Origin of the sequence: Agrococcus sp. Marseille-P2731 (assembly GCF_900117395.1) — a bacterium.
Classification (GTDB): Bacteria; Actinomycetota; Actinomycetes; order Actinomycetales; family Microbacteriaceae; genus Agrococcus.
The window spans coordinates 477,870-503,826 of sequence record NZ_FPEG01000003.1 but is presented as its reverse complement, the minus strand read 5'-3'; the positions used below and the strand labels follow the sequence as shown (position 1 = coordinate 503,826).

At 71.7% G+C, this 25,957-nt stretch carries 26 protein-coding genes and 3 tRNA genes; 19 read left to right on the top strand and 10 right to left on the bottom strand.

The annotated features are described in order from the left end of the window. Positions 1-8: 8 nt before the first annotated feature. The gene (locus BQ6202_RS10595; RefSeq protein ID WP_234946194.1) at positions 9-1,796 is read right to left on the bottom strand and encodes an MDR family MFS transporter; all 1,788 of its coding nucleotides are present in this window, start codon (positions 1,794-1,796) and stop codon (positions 9-11) included. A 156-nt stretch (positions 1,797-1,952) separates the two neighbouring features. Here BQ6202_RS10595 and BQ6202_RS10590 point away from each other — a divergent pair, with 156 nt between their 5' ends. The 3 genes from BQ6202_RS10590 to BQ6202_RS10580 all read left to right on the top strand — a co-directional run bounded on the left by BQ6202_RS10590 (position 1,953) and on the right by BQ6202_RS10580 (position 4,321). Beyond that, positions 1,953-2,747, top strand: a complete 795-nt coding sequence (locus BQ6202_RS10590; protein WP_234946193.1) for a M15 family metallopeptidase — start codon at positions 1,953-1,955, stop codon at positions 2,745-2,747. A 75-nt stretch (positions 2,748-2,822) separates the two neighbouring features. Beyond that, complete coding sequence (locus BQ6202_RS10585; RefSeq protein ID WP_072314417.1) at positions 2,823-3,119, top strand: hypothetical protein; 297 nt, start codon at positions 2,823-2,825, stop codon at positions 3,117-3,119. After that, on the top strand, positions 3,119-4,321 hold the full coding sequence (locus BQ6202_RS10580; RefSeq protein ID WP_072314416.1) for a CapA family protein: 1,203 nt from the start codon (positions 3,119-3,121) through the stop codon (positions 4,319-4,321). The genes BQ6202_RS10585 and BQ6202_RS10580 overlap by 1 nt, the downstream gene beginning before the upstream one ends. 478 nt (positions 4,322-4,799) lie before the next feature. Here BQ6202_RS10580 and BQ6202_RS10575 read toward each other — a convergent pair whose 3' ends face one another. Both BQ6202_RS10575 and pgm read right to left on the bottom strand, forming a co-directional pair. Beyond that, positions 4,800-5,876, bottom strand: a complete 1,077-nt coding sequence (locus tag BQ6202_RS10575) for an epoxide hydrolase family protein (RefSeq protein WP_072314415.1) — start codon at positions 5,874-5,876, stop codon at positions 4,800-4,802. Positions 5,877-6,002: 126 nt separating this feature from the next. Further along, on the bottom strand, positions 6,003-7,652 hold the full coding sequence (gene pgm, locus BQ6202_RS10570) for a phosphoglucomutase (alpha-D-glucose-1,6-bisphosphate-dependent) (RefSeq protein ID WP_072314414.1): 1,650 nt from the start codon (positions 7,650-7,652) through the stop codon (positions 6,003-6,005). 185 nt (positions 7,653-7,837) lie between these two features. On the opposite strand from pgm, the gene pheA reads away from it, so the two are divergent. After that, positions 7,838-8,776 carry a prephenate dehydratase gene (pheA, locus tag BQ6202_RS10565; RefSeq protein WP_072314413.1) on the top strand — a complete coding sequence of 313 codons (939 nt, stop codon included), beginning with the start codon at positions 7,838-7,840 and terminating at the stop codon, positions 8,774-8,776. A gap of 28 nt (positions 8,777-8,804) precedes the next feature. Here pheA and BQ6202_RS10560 read toward each other — a convergent pair whose 3' ends face one another. Beyond that, on the bottom strand, positions 8,805-9,782 hold the full coding sequence (locus BQ6202_RS10560) for a diacylglycerol/lipid kinase family protein (RefSeq protein ID WP_072314412.1): 978 nt from the start codon (positions 9,780-9,782) through the stop codon (positions 8,805-8,807). Between the two features lie 143 nt (positions 9,783-9,925). Between BQ6202_RS10560 and serS the strand changes: the two genes are divergently transcribed. The 5 genes from serS (at position 9,926) to BQ6202_RS10535 (ending at position 13,686) form a co-directional block, all read left to right on the top strand. Beyond that, positions 9,926-11,203: a serine--tRNA ligase gene (gene serS, locus BQ6202_RS10555; RefSeq protein WP_072314411.1), complete on the top strand. Its 1,278-nt coding sequence runs from the start codon at positions 9,926-9,928 to the stop codon at positions 11,201-11,203. Beyond that, a complete protein-coding gene (locus BQ6202_RS10550) occupies positions 11,200-12,003 on the top strand; it encodes an HAD family hydrolase (RefSeq protein ID WP_072314410.1) in 804 nt (267 codons plus the stop codon). The genes serS and BQ6202_RS10550 overlap by 4 nt, the downstream gene beginning before the upstream one ends. 119 nt (positions 12,004-12,122) lie before the next feature. Further along, positions 12,123-12,207 (top strand) — tRNA-Ser (locus BQ6202_RS10545). Positions 12,208-12,244: 37 nt separating this feature from the next. Beyond that, complete coding sequence (locus BQ6202_RS10540) at positions 12,245-13,516, top strand: LCP family protein (RefSeq protein WP_083587202.1); 1,272 nt, start codon at positions 12,245-12,247, stop codon at positions 13,514-13,516. 81 nt (positions 13,517-13,597) lie between these two features. Then, a tRNA-Ser gene (locus BQ6202_RS10535) sits at positions 13,598-13,686 on the top strand. 120 nt (positions 13,687-13,806) lie between these two features. On the opposite strand, the gene BQ6202_RS10530 is transcribed toward BQ6202_RS10535, so the two are convergent. Beyond that, positions 13,807-14,280 (bottom strand): hypothetical protein, encoded by a 474-nt coding sequence (locus BQ6202_RS10530; protein ID WP_072314409.1) that lies wholly within the window; start codon positions 14,278-14,280, stop codon positions 13,807-13,809. Between the two features lie 198 nt (positions 14,281-14,478). Between BQ6202_RS10530 and BQ6202_RS10525 the strand changes: the two genes are divergently transcribed. The 3 genes from BQ6202_RS10525 (at position 14,479) to BQ6202_RS10515 (ending at position 15,975) form a co-directional block, all read left to right on the top strand. Further along, a complete protein-coding gene (locus BQ6202_RS10525) occupies positions 14,479-14,682 on the top strand; it encodes a cold-shock protein (RefSeq protein ID WP_072314408.1) in 204 nt (67 codons plus the stop codon). Positions 14,683-14,764: 82 nt separating this feature from the next. After that, positions 14,765-14,837, top strand: a tRNA-Arg gene (locus BQ6202_RS10520). A 112-nt stretch (positions 14,838-14,949) separates the two neighbouring features. After that, complete coding sequence (locus BQ6202_RS10515) at positions 14,950-15,975, top strand: NADPH:quinone reductase (protein WP_072314407.1); 1,026 nt, start codon at positions 14,950-14,952, stop codon at positions 15,973-15,975. 310 nt (positions 15,976-16,285) lie between these two features. On the opposite strand, the gene BQ6202_RS10510 is transcribed toward BQ6202_RS10515, so the two are convergent. Next, entirely contained in the window at positions 16,286-16,708 is a 423-nt protein-coding gene (locus BQ6202_RS10510; protein WP_072314406.1) for an OsmC family peroxiredoxin, read from the bottom strand. Positions 16,709-16,812: 104 nt separating this feature from the next. Between BQ6202_RS10510 and BQ6202_RS10505 the strand changes: the two genes are divergently transcribed. Further along, entirely contained in the window at positions 16,813-18,522 is a 1,710-nt protein-coding gene (locus BQ6202_RS10505; protein WP_159433639.1) for a cation:proton antiporter, read from the top strand. Positions 18,523-18,572: 50 nt separating this feature from the next. Next, positions 18,573-18,944 carry an FKBP-type peptidyl-prolyl cis-trans isomerase gene (locus BQ6202_RS10500; protein WP_072314404.1) on the top strand — a complete coding sequence of 124 codons (372 nt, stop codon included), beginning with the start codon at positions 18,573-18,575 and terminating at the stop codon, positions 18,942-18,944. Between the two features lie 78 nt (positions 18,945-19,022). Here BQ6202_RS10500 and BQ6202_RS10495 read toward each other — a convergent pair whose 3' ends face one another. Together BQ6202_RS10495 and BQ6202_RS10490 are read right to left on the bottom strand one after the other, a co-directional pair. Further along, entirely contained in the window at positions 19,023-20,366 is a 1,344-nt protein-coding gene (locus BQ6202_RS10495) for an FAD-binding oxidoreductase (protein WP_072314403.1), read from the bottom strand. Further along, a complete protein-coding gene (locus BQ6202_RS10490) occupies positions 20,363-20,908 on the bottom strand; it encodes a histidine phosphatase family protein (RefSeq protein WP_072314402.1) in 546 nt (181 codons plus the stop codon). The genes BQ6202_RS10495 and BQ6202_RS10490 overlap by 4 nt, the downstream gene beginning before the upstream one ends. 92 nt (positions 20,909-21,000) lie before the next feature. Here BQ6202_RS10490 and BQ6202_RS10485 point away from each other — a divergent pair, with 92 nt between their 5' ends. From BQ6202_RS10485 to BQ6202_RS10470, 4 genes are read left to right on the top strand one after another with little or no spacing between them, the layout of a single operon-like run. Then, a complete protein-coding gene (locus tag BQ6202_RS10485; RefSeq protein ID WP_072314401.1) occupies positions 21,001-21,537 on the top strand; it encodes a methylated-DNA--[protein]-cysteine S-methyltransferase in 537 nt (178 codons plus the stop codon). Beyond that, positions 21,534-22,013 (top strand): RNA polymerase sigma factor, encoded by a 480-nt coding sequence (locus BQ6202_RS10480; RefSeq protein WP_072314400.1) that lies wholly within the window; start codon positions 21,534-21,536, stop codon positions 22,011-22,013. Before BQ6202_RS10485 ends, BQ6202_RS10480 begins: the two co-directional genes overlap by 4 nt. Further along, positions 22,006-22,626, top strand: coding sequence for a methylated-DNA--[protein]-cysteine S-methyltransferase (locus tag BQ6202_RS10475; protein WP_234946192.1), 621 nt, complete (start codon positions 22,006-22,008; stop codon positions 22,624-22,626). The genes BQ6202_RS10480 and BQ6202_RS10475 overlap by 8 nt, the downstream gene beginning before the upstream one ends. Before the next feature lie 9 nt (positions 22,627-22,635). Further along, a complete protein-coding gene (locus tag BQ6202_RS10470; RefSeq protein ID WP_072314399.1) occupies positions 22,636-23,553 on the top strand; it encodes an asparaginase in 918 nt (305 codons plus the stop codon). A 30-nt stretch (positions 23,554-23,583) separates the two neighbouring features. Here the strand turns inward: BQ6202_RS10470 and BQ6202_RS10465 are convergent, their stop codons facing one another. Then, complete coding sequence (locus tag BQ6202_RS10465) at positions 23,584-24,270, bottom strand: Type 1 glutamine amidotransferase-like domain-containing protein (RefSeq protein ID WP_072314398.1); 687 nt, start codon at positions 24,268-24,270, stop codon at positions 23,584-23,586. Between the two features lie 10 nt (positions 24,271-24,280). Beyond that, a complete protein-coding gene (locus tag BQ6202_RS10460; RefSeq protein ID WP_072314397.1) occupies positions 24,281-24,970 on the bottom strand; it encodes a type 1 glutamine amidotransferase in 690 nt (229 codons plus the stop codon). A gap of 91 nt (positions 24,971-25,061) precedes the next feature. On the opposite strand from BQ6202_RS10460, the gene BQ6202_RS10455 reads away from it, so the two are divergent. Next, a complete protein-coding gene (locus BQ6202_RS10455) occupies positions 25,062-25,820 on the top strand; it encodes an alpha/beta fold hydrolase (protein WP_072314396.1) in 759 nt (252 codons plus the stop codon). Positions 25,821-25,957 lie beyond the last annotated feature (137 nt).

Sequence of the window (25,957 nt, the reverse complement as noted above, 5' to 3'; positions counted from 1 at the left end):
GAGGCGGCTCAGGATTCCCGATCGGCAGTCCCTGACCGCGCGTCCTCGCGGATCACAGGCGTGGACGCGGTCGTGACGGGAGGGGCGTACGAGCCCGGTGCCGACGCATCCGCCTCGAGCTGAGCGACGCGAGCGCGCTCGTCGAGCGCCTCCTCCATGGCCGACTTCTGGCGCAGCGGCGGCGCCTTGAAGAAGATCGCGAGGAGGAACGCGAGCACGACGACCGCGAGCGCGACCCAGAAGGGCTCGAGCGTCGCCGTGTTGAAGCCGTCGAGGAACGGCGCAGCCAGCCGCGGGTCGGCGGTGTTCAGGAAGGACGAGTCGGAGTTCAGCGCCGTCCCGATCTGCTGGGGGTTGGCGAGCACGTCGAGGATCCGCTCGTTGTCGGGGTTCGCGAGCACCGCCGGGTCCTGCGTCGCGGCAGCGAGGTCGGCGCGGAGATCCTGCCGCCCGAACGCGTCCTCGAGCGTCTCCGGCAGGCGCGAGTAGAGCAGCGAGAACGCGACCGCCACGCCCGTGGTGCCGCCGAGCTGGCGGAAGAACGTGGAGGCGCTGGTCGCGACGCCCATGTCCTTGGGCTGCACGGCGTTCTGGGACGCGATCGTGAGCGTCTGCATCAGCTGGCCGAGACCGAGGCCGATGCAGAACTGGGCGATGAGCAGCATCCACAGCGGGCTGTCGAACTGCAGCGTGACCAGCACGCCGTAGCCGATCGCCATGATGCCGAGACCGACGACGGGGAAGAGGCGGTAGCGGCCGGTGCGGCCGATGATCTGGCCGGAGCCGATCGACGCGATCATGAGGCCGAGGATCATCGGCAGGGTGGCGAGGCCGGCCTCGGTCGGGTTCATGCCGTGCACGATCTGCAGCACGAACGGGATCATCATCATCGCCGCGAACATGCCGAAGCCGGTGAAGACACCCAGCAGCGTCGCCATCGAGAAGGTGCTGCTGCGGAACAGGTGGAGGGGGATGAGCGCTGCGTCGCCCATGCGCGACTCGACGACCAGGAACAGCACGATGCCGATCGCACCGACGACGTAGCAGGCGAGCGCCGCCGTGGAGCCCCAGCCCCACTCGCGGCCCTGCTCGGCGACGAGCAGCAGCGGCACGACGCCGACCACCAGGAGCGCAGCGCCCCACCAGTCGATCCGCACGCGCTCGTGATGCGCGGGCAGGTGCAGGTAGCGGAACACCATCCACACCGCAGCGACACCGATCGGCAGGTTGAACAGGAAGACCCAGCGCCATCCCTCGAGGAACAGGATCTGGTCGGTGCCGGCCAGCAGGCCGCCGATGAGCGGGCCGAGGATCGACGAGACGCCGAAGACGGCCAGGAAGTAGCCCTGGTACTTGGCTCGCTCACGCGGGCTGAGGACATCCGCCATGATCGTCATCGGCAGTGACATGAGGCCGCCGGCGCCGAGGCCCTGGATTGCGCGGAACGCGGCGAGCTGGACCATGTCCTGCGCGAAGGAGCACGCGACGGAGCCGACCAGGAAGAGCACGATCGCGATCAGGAACAGCGGTCGGCGACCGAAGATGTCGCTGAGCTTGCCGTAGATCGGCGTGACGATGGTCGACACGATCAGGAACGCCGTGACGACCCACACCTGGAGCTCGAGCCCCTGCAGGTCGTCGGCGATGGTGCGCATCGAGGTGCCGACCACGGTCTGCGAGATCGACGACAGGAACATCGCGATCATGAGGCCGATCAGCACGAGCGTGATCTGGCGCTGGGTCATCAGGGGGGCGGGCGCGGCTGCGTCGCCAGAGCGCGATTCGCGCTGTGACATAGGTTCCTCTTCTTGCAAAGTCATTAGCCGGACGAACGGTCTCGGGCCCAGCAAGTATGGCACGATCCGGCGTGACACGCGTGGCCGTGGGAGGCTTGACCCGTGCGAAGAGAGCAGCGGCGTCGAGTCCAGCAGCGGCCAGTGATCCTGGGCGGCGTGATCACGGCGGTCGTCGCTGCGCTCGCCGTGACCGGATGCGCGCCCGCGGTGTCACCGGTGCCGAGCACCAGCGCGGCCGCCTCGGAGACGCCTGTCGCGAGCCCGACGCCCTCGGCGGGCCCGGCACCGGTCGCGACCTCGACACCCACCCCGACTCCGACTCCGACTCCCACGCCGACCGCAGCGCCGGCGCCCGCGGCCGATGTCGCGTCGGCCGCCAGCCTGCAGGTGCTCGTCAACAAGCGCACGCCGCTGCAGCCGGCCGACTACCAGCCGCAGCTCGTCTCGGTGTCCATCGCGCAGGACGGCGACGAGCTCGTGCGACCAGAGGCCGATGCCGCGCTCGAGCAGCTCTCGGCGGCGATGCTCGCCGACATCGGCGAGGGCGTGCACGTCTTCTCCTCCTACCGCAGCCACGCGCGGCAGTCGTCGCTCTACGACGGCTACGTCGCCCAGCACGGGCAGGCGGTCGCCGACACCACGAGCGCCCGGCCCGGGCACAGCGAGCACCAGACGGGCCTCGCGGTCGACGTCGTCGGCACGGGCGGGGCGTGCCGCCTCGACGTCTGCTTCGGCAGCACACCGGCCGGTCGGTGGATCGCCGAGCACGCCTGGGAGCACGGGTTCATCGTGCGCTACCCCGATGGGCTCCAGGGCATCACCGGCTACCACTACGAGCCGTGGCACCTGCGCTTCATCGGGGCGGAGACGAGCGCCGCCATGCACGCGCAGGGGGCGGCGACCTACGAGGAGTACCTCGGGGCGGGGGCCGCGCCGGACTACGGCCAGTAGCGGCTTGCGCGCGCGAGCGCGAGATCTTGGCCAGAAGGGGAGCGCGCGCCCGCTCGCTCCGCATACGCTGATGCCATGGCGAAGATCGGCCGCAGCAGCGGCGGCGGTGGGTTCCGAGGCGGCGGTGGCGGCTTCAAGAGCAGCGGGGGCGGCTCGCGCAGCTTCTTCGGCGGGGGCTCGCGGTCGGGAGGCGGCGGCTCGTTCGGTCGCTCGAGCGGCCGCAGCAGCTCGAGCAGTTGGAGCTGGGGCGGCTCGAGCAGCTCGCACCGCTCGAGCGGCGGCGGCGGTCAGCGCACCGCGGGCGACTGGGTCTGGACGGTCGTCGCGATCGTCATCCTGCTCGTCATCTACGCGATCATGGCCAGCTCCTGATGCGGCGGCTGCTCGTCGCCGGACTGGCGGCGGGTGCGCTGCTGCTGACCGGGTGCCAGCAGGGCGCGCTCGACCCGACGCCGAGCGCCACCGACCCCGGTGACGGGGTCGTCGCATCCGCCACCCCGAGCCCGAGCCCGACGCCCGAGGACGCCTCGGTGTCGGTGAGCGCGATGGGCGACATCCTGCCGCACGACTCGGTGACGGCGGATGCGCTGCAGGCCGACGGCACGTACGAGTACGGGCACTTCTGGGATGCGGCGCGCCCGATCTGGGCCGACAGCGATCTCGTCTACTGCAACCAGGAGGCGCCGAGCGGCGGGGTGGAGCTCGGCCTCACCTACTTCCCGGCCTTCAACGCGCCGGTGGAGTTCGCCGAGGGGATCGCCGACGCCGGCTGCAACACGATCGGCCTCGGCAACAACCACACCTTCGACCGCGGCCAGGAGGGCATCGACCGCACCCTCGCGGTGTGGGACGAGCTCGATCCGCTCTTGATTCACGGAGCCTTCCGCTCGGCGGAGGAGCGAGCGGCGGTGCCGACGACCGAGGTCGACGGGCTCAGCGTCGCGTTCCTCAACTTCGTCGACCTGTCGAACACGCCCACGAACGACATCGCGGTGACGTGGCTCGACGACCCGCTCGTCGACGAGCAGCTCGCCCAGGCGCAGGAGACCGCCGACGCGACGATCGTCGCCGTGCACTGGGGCGACGAGTACTCGAGCGTCGTGAACGATCGCCAGCGCGAGCAGGCGCAGCGGCTCGTCGACCTCGGTGCCGACGTGATCCTCGGCACGCATCCGCACGTGCTGCAGGAGGCCGAGTGGCTCGAGCGGGAGGACGGCAGTCGCGGCTTCGTCTACTACTCGCTGGGCAACTCGGTGACGACGCAGATGGCGATCCCTCGGGTCGTGAGCGCGGTGGCGCAGTTCGAGTTGGTGGGTGCGCCGGGCGGCGAGGTCGAGGTCGTCGACCCGGCTGCCGTGCCGATCTACATGCACTTCGACCTGACGCCGGCGCAGCTCGCCAACCAGCAGTGGGCGAACCGCCGCAACCTGCAGCTGCACCCGCTGGTCGACGCTGCCGAGCCGATTACCCGATCGGCCTGGCGCGACCAGCTGACGGTCGACTCGGGCATCGATCTCGTGACGGATGCGCTCGGCCCCGACGTGCGGATCGTCACGGATTCGTTCGCGCCCTAGACCTCCGCACGGCCCGCTCGCAGCGGTCGAGTGGTGCCCCCGGCGATCCACTGGCGCTTCCCGTGGTCGAGTGGCGCTTCCGGTGGTTGAGTGGCGCCTCCGGTGCTTGAGTGGCGCTTCCGGTGGTCGAGTGGCGCCCCCGGTGGTTGAGTGGCGCTTCGGGTGACGCACTGCCGCTCGCGGTGATGGAATCGCTGGGCAGAAGCACCCTGCTCAGGTCGCGGTCGTTCCTTCCACGAGTCGGGAGCCGCCACTGGATGCCGGGAGCCGCCACTGAACGCCGGGAGCCGCCACTGAACGCCGGGAGCCGCCACTGAGCGTTGGGAGGCGCCACTGGACGTCGGGAGGCGCCACTCAGCGTTGGGAGGCGCCACTCAGCGCTGGGAGGCGCCACTCAGCGTTGGGAGGCGCCACTTAGCGCTGGGAGCCGCCACTGACGGCTGGGAGGCGCCACTGGATGCTGGGAGGCGCCGGTCGTTCACGCGGCGGGGCGGACCTGCTCCTCGAGCTCCAGCACAGCCGCTGCCACCTCGGCGGGCGTCTCGAGCGCGGGGAAGTGGCCGCCGCGCTCCAGCAGCGAGAAGGAGCGCAGGTCGCGATAGCTGCGCTCGGCGAGGGAACGGGGGTAGTCGCGCTCGCGCCGCTGCACGCGGACCGCGGTCGGCACCTCGACGAGTGGATGCGGCGTCTCGCCGGGGTCGCTGTAGGGCCGGAAGGACGTGCCGATCGACCGGGTGAGCCAGTAGAGCGTGACGGTCGTTAGGACCGTGTCATCCTCCAGGCCCTCGTCGCCCGACCACTCGAGCAGCTTCTCGCCCACCCAGGCGAGCAGGCCGATGGGGGAGTCGAGCAGCGCGGCCGCAGTGGTGTCGGGCCGGCTGCCCTGCTGGTGGGCGTAGCCACCGGTCGCGCGCTCGGCCACGGCGATCGCATCGAAGAACGCGGCCTCCGCCTCGTCCAGGTGCTCGCCGCGATCGCGCACGCCGAACGACGCATGCGTCGCGATCAGGCCGGCCACCGCATCCGCGTGCGCGCCCGCGAGCCAGTCGCTCACCGCGGTCCCGACGTCCTCGCCGTAGGTGAGGAAGCGCGCGTAGCCGAGCTCGTCAACCATGAGCGACCGCCAGAGGCGTGCGACTGCCTCAGAGGTGTAGGGCTCGCCCAGCGGTTCGGACCATGCGTGGCCGGGCAGCGACGGGACCACAACGTCGAGCTCGCCCCGCAGCGCCTCGGCGAGCGGCAGCATCTCGGCGAAGCTGTAGGGCCAGCCGTGGCTGAGCACGATCGGCAGGCGGCCGGGCGCGCCGCCGCGCAGGTGCACGTAGTGGATGAGAGTGCCGTCGATCGTGGTGATGCGGTGCTCGTGGGCGAACAGGCGCTGCTCGACCGCTCGCCAGTCGAAGCTGTCGCGCCACCGGTCGAGCAGGCGCTGCAGGGTCGGCATCGGGATGCCGCCCGCGCCGGGGGTCGACAGTGGCACGACGCTGCTGTCGAGTCGGCTGCGCAGCCGCTCGAGGTCGGCATCGGTGGCTCGGAACTCGAAGGGCTCGCTCATGGTGCGAGGCTAGGGCGGGCCACTGACGGCTGGGCTTCGACACGGTCAGCCCTGCGGGGGGCGGGCGGACCGGCTCGGCCGGCGGGGTGCGGGGGGAGCGGCTCAGCCCGCGGGCGTACCGGCCGGCTAGCCGGCGAGCGCCGCGTCGACGATCTGCTTCGCCTCCGCCTGCACCTGGCGCAGGTGGTCGGCGCCCACGAAGGACTCCGCGTAGATCTTGTACACGTCCTCCGTGCCAGAGGGTCGCGCCGCGAACCACGCGCGCTCCGTGACGACCTTGAGCCCGCCGATCGCCGCGCCGTTGCCCGGCGCCTCCGTCAGCTTCGCCACGATCGGGTCGCCAGCGAGCTCGGTCGCCGAGACCGCGTCGCCCGTGAGCTTCCCGAGGCGCGCCTTCTGCTCGCGCGTCGCCGGCGCGTCCACTCGCTCGTACACCGGGGCGCCGAAGCGCTCCGTCAGCTCGCCGTACAGCTGCGAGGGGCTCTTGCCGGTCACCGCGCGGATCTCGGACGCCAGCAGGCACAGCAGGATGCCGTCCTTGTCCGTCGTCCAGACCGTGCCGTCGTGCTGCAGGAACGATGCTCCCGCGCTCTCCTCGCCGCCGAACGCGACGGAGCCGTCGATGAGCCCCGGCACGAACCACTTGAAGCCGACCGGCACCTCCCAGAGCCGCCGACCGAGGGCATCCGCCACCCGGTCGATCATCGACGACGACACGAGCGTCTTGCCGATCGCGGCGTCGGCGCGCCACCCGGGTCGGTGCGCGTAGAGGTACTCGATGGCGACCGCCAGGAAGTGGTTCGGGTTCATGAGGCCGCCGTCGGGCGTGACGATGCCGTGCCGGTCGGCGTCGGCGTCGTTGCCGGTCAGGATGTCGAACTCGTCGCGGCGCGCGAGCACCGAGGCCATCGCGTGCGGGCTCGAGCAGTCCATGCGGATCTTCTCGTCCCAGTCGAGCGTCATGAACGACCAGGTCGCATCCACGGTCGGGTTCGTGACGGTCAGGTCGATCCCGTAGCGCTCGGCGATCGCACCGTAGTACTCCACCGCCGCGCCGCCGAGCGGATCGGCGCCGATGTGCAGCCCCGCAGCCTTGATCGCCTCGAAGTCGATGACGCGGCCGAGCGCGTGCACGTACTCGTCGCGGAAGTCGTAGAGCTCGACGCGCGAGTCGCTCGAACCCTCGATCGCGACCCGGCGCACGCCCTCGAGCCCTCCGGCGATCAGCTCGTTCGCGCGCTTCGCGATCCAGCCGGTCGCGTCGGAGTCGGCCGGCCCGCCGTGCGGCGGGTTGTACTTGAAGCCGCCGTCGCGCGGCGGGTTGTGCGAGGGGGTGACGACGATGCCGTCGGCGAGCCCCTCGTTCGAGCCGGGGGTGGCGGATGCGTCCTGGTTGTAGGCGAGGATCGCGCGCGACACCGCCGGGGTCGGCGTGACCGAGCCCCGCGCATCCGCCATCACCCGCACGCCGTTGCCCACCAGCACCTCGAGCGCGGTGCGCTCGGCGGGCAGCGACAGCGCGTGCGTATCGCGGCCGATGAAGAGCGGGCCGGTCGTGCCCTGCGCGGCGCGATACTCGACGATCGCCTGCGTGATGGCGAGGATGTGCGCCTCGTTGAACGCGGTGTCGAAGGCGCTGCCGCGGTGCCCGCTGGTGCCGAACGCGACGGCCTGATCGGGATTCGACACGTCGGGCACGAGCTCGAAGTAGGCGCGCTCGAGGGCGCGCGCGTCGATGAGGTCCTGGGGCTGGGCGACGGTGCCGGCTCTGCTCATGGCCCCATCAAAGCACTGCGGGCTGACCGCTCACAGCACTGCGGCCGACCGGGCACGCGCGCACGAGGAGCGCGCGCACGACGCAAGCCCTGAGCATCCGCTGCCCGGCTGATGGCTCCAGGCTCCTCTCGACGCGCGATCCGCGGCGCGAGGGCTTGCGTCGTGCAGAACGTAGGCTCAGAGGCATGAGCCAGCCGCGCGTCGTCACCTTCCTCGGCCCCCGCGGCACCTTCACCGAGGCCGCGCTCGAGCAGGTCACCGGGCTCGAGGGTGCAGAGCGGGTGCCGGTCGCGAACGTCGCAGAAGCGCTCACCGCCGTCGCCGAGGGTCGCTCCGACGCCGCGATGATCGCGATCGAGAACTCGATCGAGGGCGGCGTGACGGCTGCGCAGGATGCGCTCGCGGCGATCCCGGGCCTCCGCATCATCTCCGAGCACGTCGTGAGCGTGAACTTCTCGCTCGTCGCGCTCGAGGGCACGCGGCTCGACGACATCCGGGTCGTCGCGGCCCACCCGGTGGCCTGGGCGCAGTGCAGCGAGTGGCTGCAGCGCGAGCTGCCCGGCCGCGCGCACCTGCCCGCCGCATCCAACGTGACCGCCGCCGCCGATCTCGGCAGCGGGCCCGCGCAGGCAGCCCTGTCGACGCCGACGATCGGCCACTGGGTCGATGGGCTCGACGTGCTCGCCGACCGCATCGGTGACAACGCGGATGCGGTGACCCGGTTCCTGTTCGTCGGTCGCGCGGGTGCGCCCGGCGAGCCGACCGGCGCCGACAAGACCAGCCTCGTGGTCGAGCTGCCGAGCGACGAGCCCGGCGTGCTGCTCGACATGCTCGAGCAGTTCGCGACCCGCGGCGTCAACCTCTCGCTCATCCAGTCGCGCCCGATCGGCGACCGGCTCGGGCGCTACCGCTTCGTCATGGACGCCGACGGGCACATCCGCGACGAGCGGGTGGCGGATGCGCTGCTCGGCCTCAAGCGCTTCTCGCCGAAGGTGACGTTCCTCGGCTCGTACCCGCGCGCCGACGGACATCGCGCCGAGGTGGAGCGTCGCTACACCGATGCGTCCTTCGAGGAAGCCCGCGACTGGCTGCGCGGCCTGATCGGCGGCGAGCCGAGCGCCTGAGCGCTGCTGGCAGATCGCCGCGCGGTGGTCAGACCGCCGGCCCGAGGAGCGTGCGCTTCTTCGGCACGCGCACCTGCAGCGCATCCTGTCGGATCGTGGCTCGCAGCGCGATGGCCTTGCCGACCACATCGCCGTCGACCTGCACCACCCTGGGCTCGTCGAGGCGCGCGGTCGTCTCGCGTGCCTGCCCGTAGCCGAGCGCCGGGCCCGTGCGCTGGCGCCCGAGGTGCCCGCGCTTGCGCAGCAGCTTCGTGACGATGAGGTTGTTGCGCGCGATGTAGCCGCCCACCTGCAGCCAGCCGCGCACGCCCTTGGGCCGAATGAGCGCGATGTCGAGCATGCCGTCGTCGATCGCCGCGTCGGGCAGCAGCACGATGCCGTTCGTGACGGTGCCGCAGTTGCCGATCACCATCGTGTTGACCGTCTGGCGTCGGGTGCGCGCACCGTCCATGCGCACCTGCACCCGCACCGTGTCGAGCGACGAGATCACGCGACCTGCGGCGTCGACGTAGGCGAGCCATCCGACCTTCTTCTTCAGCTCGTCGTCGGTGGCGTCGATCATCTCGGCGTCGAGGCCGAAGCCGACCATGACCGCGAAGGCGTGACGCGAGCGCCCGCCGTCGGGGGCCTCGATCTCGAGCTCGCCCAGGTCGATCTCGCGCTCCTCGCCGTCGAAGGCGGTGCGCACGGCGTTCCGCAGGTTCGTGACATCGATACCGAGGTTGCGCGCCAGCAGGTTGCCGGTGCCGGCCGGGATGATCGCGAGCGGCACTCCAGAGCCTGTGACGAGGTCGGCGCCCTTGCGCACCGTGCCGTCGCCGCCGGCCACGATCAGCAGGTCGACACCGGCGTCGAGCGCCTCGCGAACGGCCGCGTCACCACCGTCCTCTGCGCCGGTCTCGAACCACAGGGGCTCGGACCACTCGAGGGGTTGCGCGGTCTCGACCTGTGGCGCGAGATCGTCGCGCGACAGCTTGACCGGGTTGTAGACGATGCCTGCTCGCATGGCGGTCACCGTATCGCCGTCAGCCCCGCCGAACCCGAGCACTCGCCTGCGCCGGTGCAGAACGGGTGCGCGAATCGGCTCGGAGCAGTTGAGGCGCACCCGCTCCGAGCGGCACGTCACCTGCGCGCTCGTAGACTGGAGCGGTGATCGATCCCCAGCTGCTGCGCGAGCAGCCCGACCTCGTCAAGGCAAGCCAGGAGCGCCGCGGCGACCCGGTGGAGCACGTCGACGAGGCGCTCGCCGCCGAGAGCGCCCGCCGCGCCGCCATCACCGAGTTCGAGACACTGCGTGCCGAGCAGAACGCGCACGCGAAGCTCGTCGGCAAGGCGGCGAAGGAGGAGCGCCCGGCGCTCATCGAGCACGGGAAGTCGCTGGCCGCCGGCGTCAAGGACGCGCAGTCGCGCGTGACCGACGCCGAGGCCGCGTTCGACGCATCCGTCTCGAGGATCGGCAACATCGTGCACCCCGACGTGCCCGCCGGCGGCGAGGAGAACTTCGTCACGCTCAGCACGCACGGGCAGGAGCGCGCCTTCGACTTCGAGGCGCGCGACCACGTGGAGCTGGGGGAGGGGCTGCGCGCCTTCGACCTGGCGCGCGGCGCCAAGGTCGCGGGCACGCGCTTCTACTACCTGACCGGCATCGGCATGCGGCTCGAGCTCGCGCTCATGCTCATGGGGCTCGACGAGGTGCTCGCCGACGGCTTCACGCCGCTCACGACGCCGACGCTCGTGCGGCCGGAGATCATGCAGGGCACCGGCTTCCTCGGCGAGCACGCGGCCGAGGTCTACCACCTGCCGGCCGACGACCTCTACCTCACCGGCACCTCCGAGGTGGCGCTCGCTGGCTTCCACGCCGACGAGATCGTCGACCTCGAGCAGCCGCTGCGCTACGCCGGCTGGTCGACCTGCTACCGCCGCGAGGCGGGCAGCGCCGGCCGTGACACCCGGGGCATCCTGCGCGTGCACCAGTTCAACAAGCTCGAGATGTTCTCCTACGTGCAGCCTGAGGATGCGGAGGCCGAGCACGACCGCCTGCGCGCGCTGCAGGAGCGCATGCTGCAGGCGTGCGAGCTCGACTACCGCGTCATCGACGTGGCCGCGGGCGATCTCGGCTCGTCGGCGGCGCGCAAGTTCGACATCGAGGCGTGGATCCCCTCGCAGCAGCAGTACCGCGAGCTCACCTCGACCTCGAACTGCACGACCTTCCAGTCGCGTCGGCTCGCCACCCGCTATCGCACCGAGAGCGGGCGCACCGCACCGGTCGCGACACTGAACGGCACCGCGGCGACCACCCGCTGGCTCGTCGCGATCCTCGAGACCCACCAGCAGCCCGACGGCTCGGTGCGCGTGCCGGAGGCGCTGCGGCCCTACCTGGGTGGCCTGGAGGTCATGGAGCCCATCGCGACCGGCGCGCGAGCATGACGCAGCCGCTCCTGATCGGGCTCGACATCGACGGCACCATCGTGCGCGAGGACGACTCGCTCTCGCCCAGGGTGGCGGATGCGGTGCGCGCGGTCATCGACGCCGGCCACACGATCGTGCTCGCCACGGGCCGCTCGCAGGCGACGACCGAGTCGACGGCGGAGCGCCTGGGACTCGAGCCCAGCCACCTGGTCGCGGCGAACGGCGCCCTCGTGCTCGAGCGGCGCGGCAGCGAGTACGAGGCGATCCACGTGGAGACCTTCGACCCGGCGCCCGCGCTGCGCACGATCGCGCAGGGGCTGCCGACGGGCTCCTTCATGGTCGAGGATGCCTCGGGCCACCGCCGCTACACCAACGGCATGCTCGACTGGAACCTCGACCAGGCCGAGCAGGTCGAGTTCGAGCAGCTGCTCGAGACGCGGGCGATGCGCGTCGTCGTGATGAGCCCCGATCACCAGGTCGACGACTTCCTGGAGATCGTCGAGTCGATGGGCCTGCACAAGGTCTCCTACGCCATCGGCTACTCGTCGTGGCTCGACATCGCGCCCGACGGCGTGAACAAGGCCACCGGGCTCGAGCGGGTGGCGGATGCGCTCGGCTACACCCGCGAGCGCATGGTCGTCGTCGGCGACGGCCGCAACGACATCGACATGTTCCAGTGGGTCGTGGCCGGCAGTGGCCGCGCGGTCGCGATGGGGCAGGCGCCCGACGAGGTCAAGCGCGCCGCCAACGAGGTGACCGCGTCGGTCGAGGACGACGGGCTCGCGGTGCTGCTCGAGGGGCTCGCAGCCGGCAGCTGAGCGGCTGCAGCGCGTGCTGCACCGCCTGCCATCGCCCGGTGACGGCCGGCGCGTAGGCGGCGCATCCGATCGCACCGTAGAATCGCCCGAGGCCTGACCGCCCCCAGCGGCCCGGGCTTGGAGGGCTGTCCGAGCGGCCGATGGAGCCGGTCTTGAAAACCGGTGGGCAGCGATGCCTCGTGGGTTCGAATCCCACGCCCTCCGCCCTTGATGCCCGGCCGATCGCAGGAGGAGGTGGCGCGTGAGCGCTGAGCGCGCGTCGAGCGTCGTCGACACGTCGTCGATGGCGCCCCGTCATGGGCGGCTGCGCCGCCACTCGGGCCTCGCCCACCTGCTGCGGTGGGTCGGCCTCGGGCTCTCGGTCGTGCTCGTCGCCGTCGTGGGCGTCGTGGGCGTCTCGGTGCTGCGGCTCTCGACCGGCATCGCGACCGTCGACCTCGGCTCCGACGTGCCGCCCGCGCAGGCGGGCTTCGCGCCCTACGAGGGCGGGTTCACGATCCTGCTCGTCGGCTCCGACCAGCGCGAGGGCCAAGGCGCCGACTTCGGCGAGGCTGAGTATGAGGGAGGGCGCCTCAACGACGTGACGATGCTCATGCACGTCAGCGACGACCACCAGCAGGCGCGCGTCGTGTCGATCCCGCGCGACCTCGTCGTCGACTTCCCCGCCTGCGAGGATCCCGAGACGGGCGAGACGGCGCCGGCGGAGTCTGACGTGCAGTTCAACCAGGCACTGGCGCGCGGCGGGCTCTCGTGCGTGGCCGAGGTGGTCAGCGACATGACCGGCCTCGAGGTGCCCTACGCCGCGATGATCACCTTCCAGGGGGTCATCAGCATGTCGACGGCGGTCGGCGGCGTGCCGGTGTGCTTCGCCGGCCCCATCGACGACCCGTGGACCGGCCTGCAGATCGAGGAGGCGGGCACGCACGAGCTCGAGGGCGAGCAGGCGCTGCAGTTCCTGCGCTCCCGCCACGGCGTCGGTGACGGCTCCGACCTCGCGCGCATCTCCTCGCAGCAGGTCTTCCTCTCCTCCCTCGTGCGCACGCTGCAGTCGGATGCGGTGCTCACCGACTTCACGCGGCTGTACGCGATCTCGCAGGTCGCGCTCGACAACATGACGCTCTCCTCGGGCATGGCCAACGTCGGCACGATGGTGTCGATGGCGCGCGTGCTCGCCGACATCCCTCTCGACACCATGCAGTTCGTGCTCTACCCGAACGTGCTCGAGGGCAACCGCGTCTACCCCGATGAGGAGGCCGCGGACGAGCTGATGCGACGCATCCGCCTCGACCTGCCGATCGAGCTGGGCGAGGATTCGCTGGGCATCGGCTCGACGAACGAGACGCCCGCGCCGACGCCCGGTGAGGAGGGCGCGGAGGCCCCGGTGGCCACCGAGACGCCGCTGCCGACGGAGGCGCCGGGCGCGGAGCCGACGCCCACGCCGACGACGGGCCTCGAGGACGTCGTGGGCCAGGATGCGTCGCAGCAGTCGTGCGTCGTGCCCTTCGGCAGCTGAGGGCACGGCGCGGCCACCCGCGTCACGAGACCGCGTAGCTCTTTGGTAGAGTTGCCGTCGGCCTGCCAGCGAGCTGGCCGAGGAGACGTCGCATAGTCCGGCCGAGTGCACCACCCTGCTAAGGTGGAGTCCCCAATAGGGGACCGAGGGTTCAAATCCCTCCGTCTCCACCGGCTGGAAGGCCCCGACAGCTGCAGTGCTCAACTGCATGTCGGGGCCTTCTTCGCGTTGGCGCTCGGGCGTGCGTCCACGCTCGCCCATGGTCGTGGTACAGCCGTGACCGTCTGCGGCTACCGCTCGTGATCCGAGTCGACGCCGGTCGCGTCGCGCACCACGACGCTGCGCAGGGCCTGGTCATCGGCAGCGCCGAGCTCGAAGGTGAGCCGCGCGACCTCCTCCCGGTCCGCGTCCGTGAGTTCGTCGTCGACATGGACTCGGATGGTGTCCGCCGAGATGTCCTCGGTGGCGATGACCGCCGACAGTGGCGACGAGGCGGGCACCTCGCCGCCGAAGTGCGCGAGCACCGCCTCCCAGGCGTCCTCCGCGAGGGATTCCGCGTCGGCGCTCTCCGACGCGGCGGGCGCGTCCGTCTCGAGCGGCTCGGGGGTCGGGGTGCCCTCGTCGGTGACGGCTGGTGCCGTCGTCGCGACGGGCTCAGGGGTGCGGGTGGGGTCAGGAGTGCCGCCCGCGCAGGCGGCAAGGAGTGCAGCGGCGGCCGCAGCGGCGACCAGCGGGCCAACGAGAGAACGCGTTCGTGAGGTCATGCGGTTCACCCTAGGTGGGGTACATGGCGAGCACCACCGGTGTGTCGACACGCGCCCAGTGCCGCCTCCCTGATGGTCGGCCAGAACTTTCTCAGCGGAGCAACCCCATGTCGCGCTACGCTGATGAAGGCGCAGGACGGATCTTGTTCTGCTCTTCTGAACGCAGCCCCTGGCTGCATTGCATTGATTGAAGGAAATATGGCAACCGGCACCGTCAAGTGGTTCGACTCCGGCAAGGGCTTCGGCTTCATCGCTCCGGACGACGGCGGCAAGGATCTGTTCGCTCACTACAGCCAGATCCAGTCCAACGGCTTCAAGACCCTCGAAGAGGCTCAGGCAGTCGAGTTCGAGATCGTCGAGGGCACCAAGGGCCCGCAGGCAGCGGACATCCGCCCCCTGTGAGTCTCGTCGCGTCGCATGCGGCGTGACCCGATTCGCCAGACGGCCAGAGATCATGTAATCTGATCTCTGGCCGTTTGGCCTGGCGCCCGTAGCTCAACGGATAGAGCATCTGACTACGGATCAGAAGGTTGGGGGTTCGAATCCCTCCGGGCGCGCACTGTGTTGAGACAGTAGTAGGACGAAGAACCCCCGGTCAGACGCGAGTCTGGCCGGGGGTTCTTCTGTTGGCTGAGGAATGTCCGCGTCCGATTCGGCCTTGCACACACCATGCGATCTGTCATCTACTCGAAGCCCGGCCCGTCGTCCGTCCTCCAGCTCACCGAGCGCGAGCCCGCGGCTCCGGGACCGGACGAGGTGCGCGTGCGCGTCGCCGTGTCAGGCGTGAACCCGACGGACTGGAAGGCCCGTGCGGGCAATCGGCCCCTCGAGCTCGACGAGGTCGTCCCGAACCAGGACGGCGCAGGCGTCATCGACGCTGTCGGCGCAGACGTCGATGATCTGCAGGTCGGCGACCGCGTATGGGTCTTCCTGGCGGCCCATCAACGGCCGACAGGAACTGCGCAGGAGTTCACGGTCCTGCCCGCGAGCCGTGTCGTGCCGCTGCCGGACGACATCGGGTTCGACGTCGCGGCGAGCCTGGGAGTCCCGGCGATGACTGCACACCGCGCGCTCACGGTGCACGAGCTGGGCCCGGCGCACCTCTCGCCTGGCTCTCTCGACGGGCGAGTTGTCCTGGTGCAGGGCGGCGCAGGGGCCGTCGGGCACGCGGCGATCCAGCTCGCGCGGTGGGCGGGGGCGACGGTGATCGCCACCGTCAGCAGCGACGAGAAAGCAGCGCTCGCCAGCGCGGCGGGCGCGGACCACGTCCTGCAGTACCCCGATGGCGCGCTCGCGTCCAAGGTGCGCTCGATCGCTCCGAACGGCGTCGACCAGATCGTCGAGGTCGCGCTCGCCCAGAACGCCGCGCTCGACGCAGAGGTGCTCGCCAACCACGGCAGCATCGCCTACTACGCCAACAACAACGGCGACGAGTTCACCGCTCCGATCATGGCGAGCTTCGCCAAGAACGCACGCTGGCAGGGAGTGCTGCTCTACACCGTCGGGCAGGAGGCGCTCGCAGCCGCGGCGCACGACATCAGCGCGGCCCTCGAAGCGGGCGCGCTTCCCGTGGGCGAGGACGCGGGGCTGCCCTTGACGTGGTTCGGCCTGGAGGACACGGCAGCGGCGCACGACGCCGTCGAAGCAGGCGTCACCGGGAAGGTGCTCATCCGCATCGCCGACGACCTGCGCTGAGCGCTGCGCGGGCACCGCACCCGTCCTGCCTCGACCGGCGCCCTGCCCGCAGAAAGCCGAAGCCGCGGCCCGACTCGGATGTCGGGGCCGCGGCTACGGGTTCGAGCTGGCGTCAGTCGTCGCCGCCACCCATGATGATGAAGTCGTCGCCGGTGATGACGAGGTCGCCCATGATGATGAAATCGTCACCACGGCGGCCGGGCTTGCTGAGCTTCATGATGCTCCTTCGTTGAGTTGGAAAGTCTGTCAACTCTGTTTATAGCCCGGAATTGCACGCGAGTGCTAGGGCGAACATTGCACGAAGCGCAAGTTAGCCTTCGAGCACCGCGGATTCCAGCGTGATCTCGATACCGGCGAGCGCCTGCGACACCGGGCATCCGGCCTTCGCCTGCTCTGCGAACTCGGCGAACTGGTCCTGGTCGATCCCGGGCACGCGCCCGGTCACCGTGAGCGCGCTCCCGGTGATGCCCGTGCCGGCCACGAACGAGACCTTCGCGGATGTCGCGAGCGACTCCGCGGTGTGACCCGCCTGGGAGAGGGTGTGCGAGAGCGCCATCGAGAAGCACGAGGCGTGCGCTCCGGCGATCAGCTCCTCGGGCGTCACGGAGCCGCCCTCCTCTGCGCGTGCCTTCCAGGTCAGGTCGAAGCTCGATCCTGAGGCGAGCTGTGCGGTGCCGCTGCCCGAGGCGAGATCGCCGTTCCAGGTCGCGCTGGCGTTCGAGGTGATGGCCATGGTTCCTCCTTGCGTCGCGTCGACACCGGTGTCGGGCCGACGTGCTCAGGCTACGGCGGCAACCTCGGGATGCGCGGGGTCGATACGATCCGAGGATGCACGGCGTGACCACAGAAGTGACCCTGGTGGTCGTGATCGGCATCCTGATCATCGGTGCCGTCGCGACCATCGCCAACCGCATCGGCGTCGCCGCGCCGCTGCTGCTCGTCGTGCTCGGCGCCGGCATCTCGCTCATCCCTGGCGTGCCAGAGATCGAGGTGCCGCCGGAGGTCTTCCTCACGATCATCCTGCCGCCGCTGCTCTACACGGCGGCGCTCAAGGTGCCAGCGGTCGACTTCCGCCGCAACCTGCGCGTGATCGGCTACCTCGCGGTGCTGCTCGTCGCCGTCAGCGCCCTCGCGGTCGCGCTCGTGCTGCAGGCGCTGTGGCCGGTGATCGGCTTCGCCGCCGCACTCGCCCTCGGCGCCGTCGTCGCGCCTCCGGATGCCGTCGCCGCCACCGCGCTCGGCAAGCGGCTCGGCCTGCCACCGCGCGTCGTCACCATCCTCGAGGGCGAGGGGCTCATCAACGACGCCACGGCGCTCGTGCTGCTGAGCACCGCCGTCGCAGCCATCGTCCGCGTCGGCGACTCCGACATCGCGGCCGGCCCGCTGCTCGGCGACTTCGCGATCGCCGTCGTGGTGGCCCTCGTGGTCGGCGCCGTCGTCGGCTACGCGACCGTGCGCATCCGCCAGTTCGCCAACGACCGCGCGATCGACACCGCGATCTCGCTCGCGACGCCGTTCCTCGCGTTCCTCGCGGCGGAGTCGCTGCACGGCTCCGGGATCGTCGCTGTGGTGATCACCGGGCTCGTCATCGGCAACCGCAGCCAGGTGCGCATCCGCGCCACCAGGCGTGCGCAGGAGAGCGCCACCTGGGCGACGTTCTCCGTGATCGTCGAGAACGGCGTCTTCCTGACGATGGGCATGCAGCTGCTCGTGATCATGGATGCCGTCGACGCGGGCGAGCGCCACCTCGTCAACGTGGTGCTCGTGGGGCTGCTGCTCTGCGCGGTGCTGCTGGCGGTGCGCTGCATCTCGATGCCGCCGCTCATGTGGTGGCTGCGAAGCGCGGCAGGACATCGCCGCCGCGAGCACGCGCGCCTCGGCCGCAAGCTCGAGCAGGCCGAGGGCGACTCCAAGCGCACTGCCAAGCTGCGACGCCTGCACGCGATGCGCGGGCATGACATCGAGGCGCTCGACGACCAGCGCCTCGGCTGGCGCGACATGCTCACGATCGGCTGGGCGGGCATGCGCGGCGTCGTCACCGTCGCGGCCGTGCAGACGCTGCCAGCCGACGTGCCGATGCGTGCAGAGCTCGTGCTGGTCGCCTTCGTCGTGGCGATCGTCACGCTGCTCGTGCAGGGCGGCACGCTCGCCTGGCTCGTGCGCGCGCTGCGGCTCACGCACGACGGCGCCGAGCGCCACCGGCTCGAGCTCGACGAGCTGCTCGGCGAGACGATCGAGGCAGGCATCGACGCGATGGAGCGCTCGGCCGAGCAGCAGGGCATCGACCGCGCGCTCGTCGAGGCAGCGGGCGAGCGGATGCGGTCCCGCCGCGCGTGGGCAGCGCACGTCGCCGAGGTGGATCCGGACGATGCCGCGACCGACGTCGCGCAGATCGCGCGCCTCCGCCACCTCGCGGTCGAGGCGGAGCGCCTGTGGCTCGACCACGTGCGACGCTCCGGGCGCTTCGACTCGAAGACGGTCGGCACGGTGCAGCGCATCGTCGACCGCGAGGAGATCGGGCTGCAGGCTGACGAGGACGAGCACTGACCCGGAGCCCGCGCCCCGGTGTCCAGCGGCGGGCGTGCGAGGATTGACGCATGACTGAGAAGCCTGAGATCGACGCCCCCGAGGGCCCCGCACCGACCGAGCTCGAGATCACCGACATCACTGTCGGCGACGGTGACGAGGCGGTGAAGGGCACGCAGGTGAGCGTGCACTACGTGGGTGTGACCCACTCCGGCGGCGAGGAGTTCGACGCCTCCTACGGCCGTGGCGCCCCGCTCGAGTTCCCGCTCGGCGTCGGCATGGTCATCCCCGGGTGGGAGCAGGGCATCGAGGGCATGCGCGTCGGTGGGCGTCGCAAGCTCGTGATCCCGCCGCACCTGGCCTACGGCGAGCGCGGCGCCGGTGGCGTCATCGGCCCCAACGAGACGCTCATCTTCGTCTGCGACCTCGTCGCCGTCCGCTAGTCACCTCCAACCGGCCAGCCGGTCGGCGGGGCCTCAGAGGGCTTCGCCCGGCCGCCTGGCCGGTTGAGCGTCAGGGCGTCAGAGGGCCTTGCCCGGGTTGAGGATGCCGAGCGGGTCGAAGGCGGCCTTGACCGCCCGCTGCAGCGCCAGCTGCCGCTCGCCCAGCTCGTCCACGAGCCAGCGGCGCTTCAGGATGCCGACGCCGTGCTCGCCGGTCAGCGTGCCGCCGAGCGCGATGCCCGCCGCGAAGACGTCGTTCGCGCAGGCCCAGATCGCGTCGCTCGGCTCCGGCCCGTCGAAGACGAAGGTCGGGTGCAGGTTGCCGTCGCCCGCGTGGGCCGTGACGGCGAGCCGCACGCCGTGCCGTGCCGCCGCCTCGTCGCAGGCGACGAACATGTCGGCCAGCCGCGACCGAGGCACCGAGATGTCCTCCACGAGCACCGTGCCGAACGACTCGAGCGCGAAGTGCACCTGCCTGCGCACCTGCACCAGCGCATCCGACTCGCGCAGGTCGTCGGTGCGCTCGACCCGGCCGCCGTGCGCGACGAGGATCTGCGCGACCGTCTCCGAGGTCGCCTCGGCCCCGAGGTCGTCGGTCTGCACGAGCACGAACGCGCCCTCCATCGGGCGGCCGGTGTAGGCGGCGAGCATCGCGACGGCGTCGCGGCCGACGAGCTCCATGATGGCGGGGCGGATGCGCGAGGCCGTCACGGCGGTGCAGGCGGCTGCCGCGGTGGTCTCGTCGTCGAAGAAGGCACCGACGGTCCAGACGACGCCGTCGACGAGCGGCCGCAGCTTGAGGGTCGCGCCGACGACGATGCCGAGCGTGCCCTCGGAGCCGATCATGAGCGCGGTGATGTCGAGGCCGGTGACGCCCTTGACCGTGCGGTGCCCGGTGGTGATGCGGCTTCCGTCGGCGAGCACCACGTCGAGGGCGAGCACCCACTCGCGCGTGACGCCGTACTTCGCGCACAGCAGGCCGCCGGCGTTCGTGGCGATGTTGCCACCGACGGTCGAGATCGCGCGGCTCGCCGGGTCCGGCGGCCACCACAGGCCGTGCGTCGCCAGGATCTCGTTGAGCTCGGCGTTGCGGATGCCCGGCTCGACGACGCACGACTGGTCGATGAGCGAGATGTCGAGGACGCGCCGCATCCTGTCGACCGAGACGACGAGCTCGCCGCCGCTGGCGATCGCGCCGCCCGCGAGGCCCGTGCCCGCGGCGCGCGGCACGACCGGCACCCCGTGCTCGCTCGCCCAGCGCATCGCCGCCTGCACGTGCTCGGGCGCCTGGGCCTCGACGATCGCGAGCGGCGCCGATGCCGAGCGGTGGCCGGACTTGTCGGCGCGCGTGACGGCCAGGGCCACCGGGTCGACGATCAGCACGCCCTCCGGCAGCGCGGCCCGCAGTGCATGGAGGCTCATCGCAGCACCAGCCCGCCGACGAGGCGCCACGCACCCGGCAGCCCTGCGAAGCGCACCGAGTGCGCGTTGGCGGGCGTGTCCGTCTCGATGCCGCTGACGTGATCGGCGAAGGCTCGGATGAAGGTGCCGTGCGCCACGATCACCAGCCCACCGACCGGGTTCGCCGCGGCGACCTCGTCGACGGCGGCGACCGCACGCCGCTGCAGGTCCTCGAAGGACTCCTCGCCCGGCCACTCGTCGCCGAAGCGGGCGACCGCCTCCTCCTTCGTGAGCCCCTCGGCCTCGCCGTAGGCGCGCTCGATGAGGCTCGCGTATCGGCCCGCGACGTCGAGCCCGAGCTCTGCGGCGATGATGTCGGCCGTGACCATCGCGCGCTGCAGCGTCGACGACGCCACCGCATCCCACGGCTCGTCGGCGAGCAGTCGCGCGGCGGTGAGCGCCTGCGCGATGCCCGTCTCGTTCAGCGGGATGTCGCTCGAGCCCTGCAGGCGCCCGTCACGGTTGTAGTCGGTCTGGCCGTGGCGGACGAGCGCGATCTCCATGCTCTGAGCCTACGGCGGCGCGCCGGGCTGCGATCCACAGCCTCACATCCGAGCCGCCCCGCGCGTTGGCAGGGTATGAGAGGAATACGACCATGACGCACACCACCATCTCCAGTCCCATCGGCCCGCTCACCCTCGTCCGCGGCGACGCGGGCCTGCGCGGCGTCTACATGCTCGACCACCGGCCAGCGCCCGACGAGGCGGCCTTCGGCGAGCGCGACGACGCGGCGTTCGGGGATGCCGTGGCGCAGCTCGGCGAGTACTGGGCGGGGGAGCGCACCGGCTTCGACCTCGAGCTCGCCCCCGCCGGCACCGCCTTCCAGCAGCGGGTGTGGAGCGCCCTGCGCGAGATCCCCTACGGCGAGACGCGCACCTACGGCTGGATCGCGGCATGCATCGGCCAGCCGACCGCGGTGCGCGCCGTGGGCCTCGCGAACAGCCGCAACCCGCTCTCGATCGTCGTGCCGTGCCACCGGGTCGTCGGCGCGAGCGGCGCGCTCACCGGGTACGCGGGCGGCACGGAGCGCAAGCGCTTCCTGCTCGATCTCGAGGTCGGCGCTGCGCTCGATCTCGGCGACCGCGACATCCCGACCGGCGCTGCCGGCGGCGGGCTAGATTCGGTCGCGTGACCCGTGCCCCGTTCGATGCGATCGTCGCGCAGCACGGCACGCGGGTCTGGCGGGTGTGCAGGGCGCTGCTGCCCGAGGCCGACGCAGACGACGCGTGGAGCGAGACCTTCCTCGCGGCGCTCGAGGCCTACCCCCGACTGGCCGACGACGCGAGCATCGAGGGATGGCTCGTGACCATCGCGCACCGCAAGTCCATCGACGTGCTGCGCCGGTCCTCGCGGCTCGTGGTCGGCGAGGTGCCCGATCGCGCGGCGCCCGACTCGACCGTGCCGGGGCTCGCTCGCGACCTCGACCTGGCGCGCGCGCTCGCTCGGCTCTCGCCGCGCCAGCGCGAGACGGTGGTGCTCCACCACCTCGGCGGCCTGCCGTTCGCAGACGTGGCCGCAGCGATCGGCGGGTCTGCGGATGCGGCGCGTCGCGCCTCGTCGGACGGCATGCGTCGGCTGCGCGCACTGCTGGGAGGCGACGGTGCCTGACGACGCGATGCACCTCGACCTGCCTGCATCCCTCGAGCTCCCGGCGGCGCCCCTGACCGCGCTGCGCGCCCGTCTCGCCGAGCGCGCCGCCGAGCAGCAGCTGCTCGACGTCGGCTATCGCAGGCTCGACACCGAGCTCGGCCCGCTGCTGCTCGCCGCGACTCCCGCGGGGCTCGTCTCGGTCACCTTCGACGGCGCCGCCCCCGAGGCGACCCTCGAGCGGCTCTCCGCCACGCTCAGCCCCCGCGTGCTCGAGGCGCCGGCGCTGCTCGACGACGCGGCGCGCGGCCTCGAGCGGCTGATCGCCGGAGACGCGCGCACCTACGACGGCGCGCTCGACCTCGCGCTCGCGCGCGGCTTCGGGCGACGCGTGGTCGAGCGGCTGCGCGAGATCCCGTACGGCCAGACCCGCAGCTACGCGCAGGTGGCGCAGTCGGTGGGCTCGCCCGCCGCGGTGCGCGCCGTCGGCACGGCGTGCCGCAAGAACCCGCTGCCGATCGTCATCCCGTGCCACCGGGTGGTGCGCAGCGACGGCGGCATCGGTCAGTACGCCGGCGGGGCGGCGGCCAAGCAGCTGCTGCTGGGCCTCGAGGCGAGCAGCACCGCCGACTAGCGTGGAGGCATGCCCACCACCGAGCTCCTCGCCGTCGTCGAGCGCGACGGCTTCGACGAATCCGAGCACCGCGGCGTCGCGGTCGTCATCGACCCGAGCGGCACCGTCGTCGAGGCCCACGGCGACATCGCACGGCCGTTCCTCGCCCGCAGCAGCCTGAAGCCGCTGTACGCCGCGGCCCTCATCGACGCAGGGCTGCTCGAGCTCGAGCCGGCCCACGCGGCGCTCGCGAGCGCCAGCCATCACGCCGAGCAGCAGCACCTCGACACCGCGCAGGCGATGGCCGCGCTGCACGGCGTCGACGAGCAGCACCTGCGCTGCACGCCCATGCGCGCGCCCGACGGCTCGCAGCGGCGCTTCGCGCACATGTGCTCCGGCAAGCACATCGGTCTCGCCGCCGCCGCACGCGCGCTCGGCGCACCCGCCGAGTACTGGCGCGACGACCATCCGCTCACGGGTGTGCTGCGCGATGGCCTCGCTGCCGCGGCCGGCGAGCGCATCGACGGCCTCGCGCACGACGGATGCGGCGCGGTCGTCTTCCCGACCACGCCGGTGGGCCTCGCGTGCGCCTTCCGCCGCCTCGCGCCCGACGGCGTCGGCGCGCACCGGCGCATCGGCGACGCGATGCGCGCGCATCCGACGCTCATCGACGGCACGGGCAAGCCCGATGCGGTCGTGATCGAGGCGACCGGATGCGCGACGAAGTTCGGCGCGGAGGGCACGCAGGCGATGGTCGCCCCCGACGGCACGACCGCGGTCGTGAAGACCGCGGACGGCGCCCGCCGCGCCGGCGCGCCCGTGGCGCTCGCACTGCTCGAGCGCGCGGGCGCCATCCCGGCAGGCACCCTCGACCGCCTCGCGGAGCCGCTCGGGCTCCTGCAGCTGAGCGCCGGCGAGCCGGTCGGGCGCCTGCGCGTCGCGATCTGACGCAGCGCCAGTGCCGGCGGAGTGCTGCGCCTAGTGCTGCAGCAGGTGCCAGTCGCCCTCGGAGACCACTCGCACCGCGCCGTCGACGACGGTGATCGCGGTCGCGTCGTCGATGGCGTAGGTCGAGCTGGGGATGCCCTCGGCCCACCGCTCGATCGCCGACAGGGTCGCGCCGGGCGTGCCCTCCGGGACGAGGTGCGGGTGCAGCGCGAAGTCGACGAGGCCCAGCGTCATGTCGGCCTCCTGCGCCATGTCGCTGCCATCGGGCACGAACTGCAGGTCGAACTCCGCATCGGGGTTGTGGGGCGTCAGCGCGATGCTGCCGGCGCTCACGCCGACGTAGACGGTCGAGTCGAGCGAGGGCAGCAGGTCGGCGAGGCCGGACCGCCGCATCCAGTGGCAGAGGTACAGCACGTCGCCGCCCCAGACCAGCAGGGCGTCGGCGTCGCGCACCGCGGGCACCCAGCTCTCCTCTCGGATGGTGGGGAGCGCCGTGAGCTCGAGCACGCCGAGCGACTTCCAGCCGAGCTCGGCCAGCGGTCCGGGAGCGCGGCCGGCGACCGCCTCCCACACCATGCCGGCGCCCTGGGGGAACGGGTGGGCGGCGGTCGGGATGATGAGCGCGCTGGATTCGGCGATCGGCTTGCCGAGGAGCTCGACGAGCGCGTCGGAGATGCTGGCGTTCGTGACGCCCATCGAGGTCAGCAGGAGCTTCATGGTGCCCTTCCTAGAGCCGCTCGGCGCAGGCGCTCGCGAAGGCGCCGAAGCCGCGCTCCACGACGCCCAGCAGGGTCGGATCGGTCGCGAGGTGCTCGCGCCACTGCGCCACCGCATCCGCGCCCCGCAGGTCTGTGAGCGTCGGAGTCGCGACGGAGTTCCACAGGCGCATCACGCGATCGTCGGCCTCGAGGTGGAACTGCATGCCGACGGCCGAGCCGTAGCGGAAGGCGTCGTTGTCGACGCTCTCGCTGCGGGCGAGCAGCGTGGCGCCGGGCGGCAGCGAGACGACATCGCTGTTCCAGCGCATGGCGCCGATGCGGCCGATGTGGTCGCCGAGCCATGGCTCCGGCTCGATCAGGTCGATGTCCACGACGCCGACCGCGTCGACGGCCCCCTCGCGGTGCTCGCCGCCGAGCGCGCGGCCGATGATCTGATGGCCGAGGCAGAGGCCGAGCACCGGGATCTCGGCGTCGATCGCGCGGAGCGCGAGGTCGGCCGTGAGCTGCAGGGAGGGGAACTCGTCGATGTCCGCCGCGCTCATCTGGCCGCCGAGGATCACGATGCCCGCGATCTCGTCGAGGCTCGGCAGCGCTGTCGGGAAGACGGCTTCGCGCGTCGGCAGGTGCGACAGCAGCGTCGTGGCGTGCCCGCCCGTCTCGTACTCGATGTGCTTGACGAACAGGACGGAACGCGGCAACGGGAGCCCTCTCTCTCGACGCATAGCCTAAAGCCATGGATGCTCCCGAGCTCGATGCCCGATCGGACCGCCGCGCTGTGGTGGCCGCGGCATGACCGTCTTCGCGATGGCGCCAGACGCCGTGCGGATCGCCCTGCACGAGCTCGGCGATCCGGCCGGCCGGCCGGTGCTGCTGATCCACGGCTTCTCGTCGAACGCGCAGCGCAACTGGATCGACACGCGATGGGGTGAGGCGCTCGCCGCCGCGGGGCTGCGCGGCATCGCCATGGATCTGCGCGGGCACGGCGACAGCGACCGCCCGACGATCGGCTACGAGGTGCAGCGCTTCGTCGACGACGTCGACGCGGTGCTCGAGCAGCTCGCGCTCGACGAGGTGCCGGGCGCGATCGGCTACTCGATGGGTGCTCGGCTGCTGTGGCGGCATGCCGGCACGCGGCCGCACGCCTTCCGCGCGCTCGTGCTCGGCGGACTGCCGGCGGGGGACCCGTTCCAGCGCTTCGACGTCGAGCTGGCGCACCGGGCGCTGGCGGGCGAGGCCGAGCCGGGCCCGATGGAGTCGTTCATCGTCGACCTGGCGGGCGTGTTCCCCGAGCACGATCCCGCGACGCTCGTGACCTTGGCCGGCGAGGTGTCGGCGACCCTCTTCGATCCGCAGGAAGCGCCGCCCGCGGTGCCGACGCTGCTGATGACGGGTGATCAGGATCGCCGCGCCAGCGATACCGAGACCCTCGTGCCGATCTTGCCCGACGGGCGCTTCGAGCCGATCCCGGGTCGCAACCACGTGAACGCGCCGACCTCCGGCACGTTCCGGCGCCGCGCATCCGCGTTCCTGGCAGAGCACTTGGGCTGAGGGCCGCTCCCGGATCGGCGGCTGCCCTGTGGCGCTGCTCGCGGTAGCGCCCGCGCGCCCCGGACATGGTGCAGGGCCGACCGAGTTCTCTCGGCCGGCCCCAGTCCCTTGCACCAAGCGAGGCGTTGGCCTTCGCT

Bases quoted from the DNA above. Each gene is read 5' to 3' on its own strand.
- BQ6202_RS10470 (WP_072314399.1), top strand. From the start codon at position 22,636: ATGCCCACCACCGAGCTCCTCGCCGTCGTCGAGCGCGACGGCTTCGAC.
- BQ6202_RS10490 (WP_072314402.1), bottom strand. From the start codon at position 20,908: ATGGAGATCGCGCTCGTCCGCCACGGCCAGACCGACTACAACCGTGAC.
- BQ6202_RS10550 (WP_072314410.1), top strand. From the start codon at position 11,200: ATGACGCAGCCGCTCCTGATCGGGCTCGACATCGACGGCACCATCGTG.
- BQ6202_RS10530 (WP_072314409.1), bottom strand. From the start codon at position 14,280: ATGACCTCACGAACGCGTTCTCTCGTTGGCCCGCTGGTCGCCGCTGCG.
- BQ6202_RS10500 (WP_072314404.1), top strand. From the start codon at position 18,573: ATGACTGAGAAGCCTGAGATCGACGCCCCCGAGGGCCCCGCACCGACC.
- BQ6202_RS10585 (WP_072314417.1), top strand. From the start codon at position 2,823: ATGGCGAAGATCGGCCGCAGCAGCGGCGGCGGTGGGTTCCGAGGCGGC.
- BQ6202_RS10455 (WP_072314396.1), top strand. From the start codon at position 25,062: ATGACCGTCTTCGCGATGGCGCCAGACGCCGTGCGGATCGCCCTGCAC.
- BQ6202_RS10495 (WP_072314403.1), bottom strand. From the start codon at position 20,366: ATGAGCCTCCATGCACTGCGGGCCGCGCTGCCGGAGGGCGTGCTGATC.
- BQ6202_RS10465 (WP_072314398.1), bottom strand. From the start codon at position 24,270: ATGAAGCTCCTGCTGACCTCGATGGGCGTCACGAACGCCAGCATCTCC.
- BQ6202_RS10510 (WP_072314406.1), bottom strand. From the start codon at position 16,708: ATGGCCATCACCTCGAACGCCAGCGCGACCTGGAACGGCGATCTCGCC.
- BQ6202_RS10515 (WP_072314407.1), top strand. From the start codon at position 14,950: ATGCGATCTGTCATCTACTCGAAGCCCGGCCCGTCGTCCGTCCTCCAG.
- BQ6202_RS10595 (WP_234946194.1), bottom strand. From the start codon at position 1,796: ATGTCACAGCGCGAATCGCGCTCTGGCGACGCAGCCGCGCCCGCCCCC.
- BQ6202_RS10575 (WP_072314415.1), bottom strand. From the start codon at position 5,876: ATGAGCGAGCCCTTCGAGTTCCGAGCCACCGATGCCGACCTCGAGCGG.
- pgm (WP_072314414.1), bottom strand. From the start codon at position 7,652: ATGAGCAGAGCCGGCACCGTCGCCCAGCCCCAGGACCTCATCGACGCG.
- BQ6202_RS10560 (WP_072314412.1), bottom strand. From the start codon at position 9,782: ATGCGAGCAGGCATCGTCTACAACCCGGTCAAGCTGTCGCGCGACGAT.
- BQ6202_RS10525 (WP_072314408.1), top strand. From the start codon at position 14,479: ATGGCAACCGGCACCGTCAAGTGGTTCGACTCCGGCAAGGGCTTCGGC.
- BQ6202_RS10485 (WP_072314401.1), top strand. From the start codon at position 21,001: ATGACGCACACCACCATCTCCAGTCCCATCGGCCCGCTCACCCTCGTC.
- BQ6202_RS10580 (WP_072314416.1), top strand. From the start codon at position 3,119: ATGCGGCGGCTGCTCGTCGCCGGACTGGCGGCGGGTGCGCTGCTGCTG.
- pheA (WP_072314413.1), top strand. From the start codon at position 7,838: ATGAGCCAGCCGCGCGTCGTCACCTTCCTCGGCCCCCGCGGCACCTTC.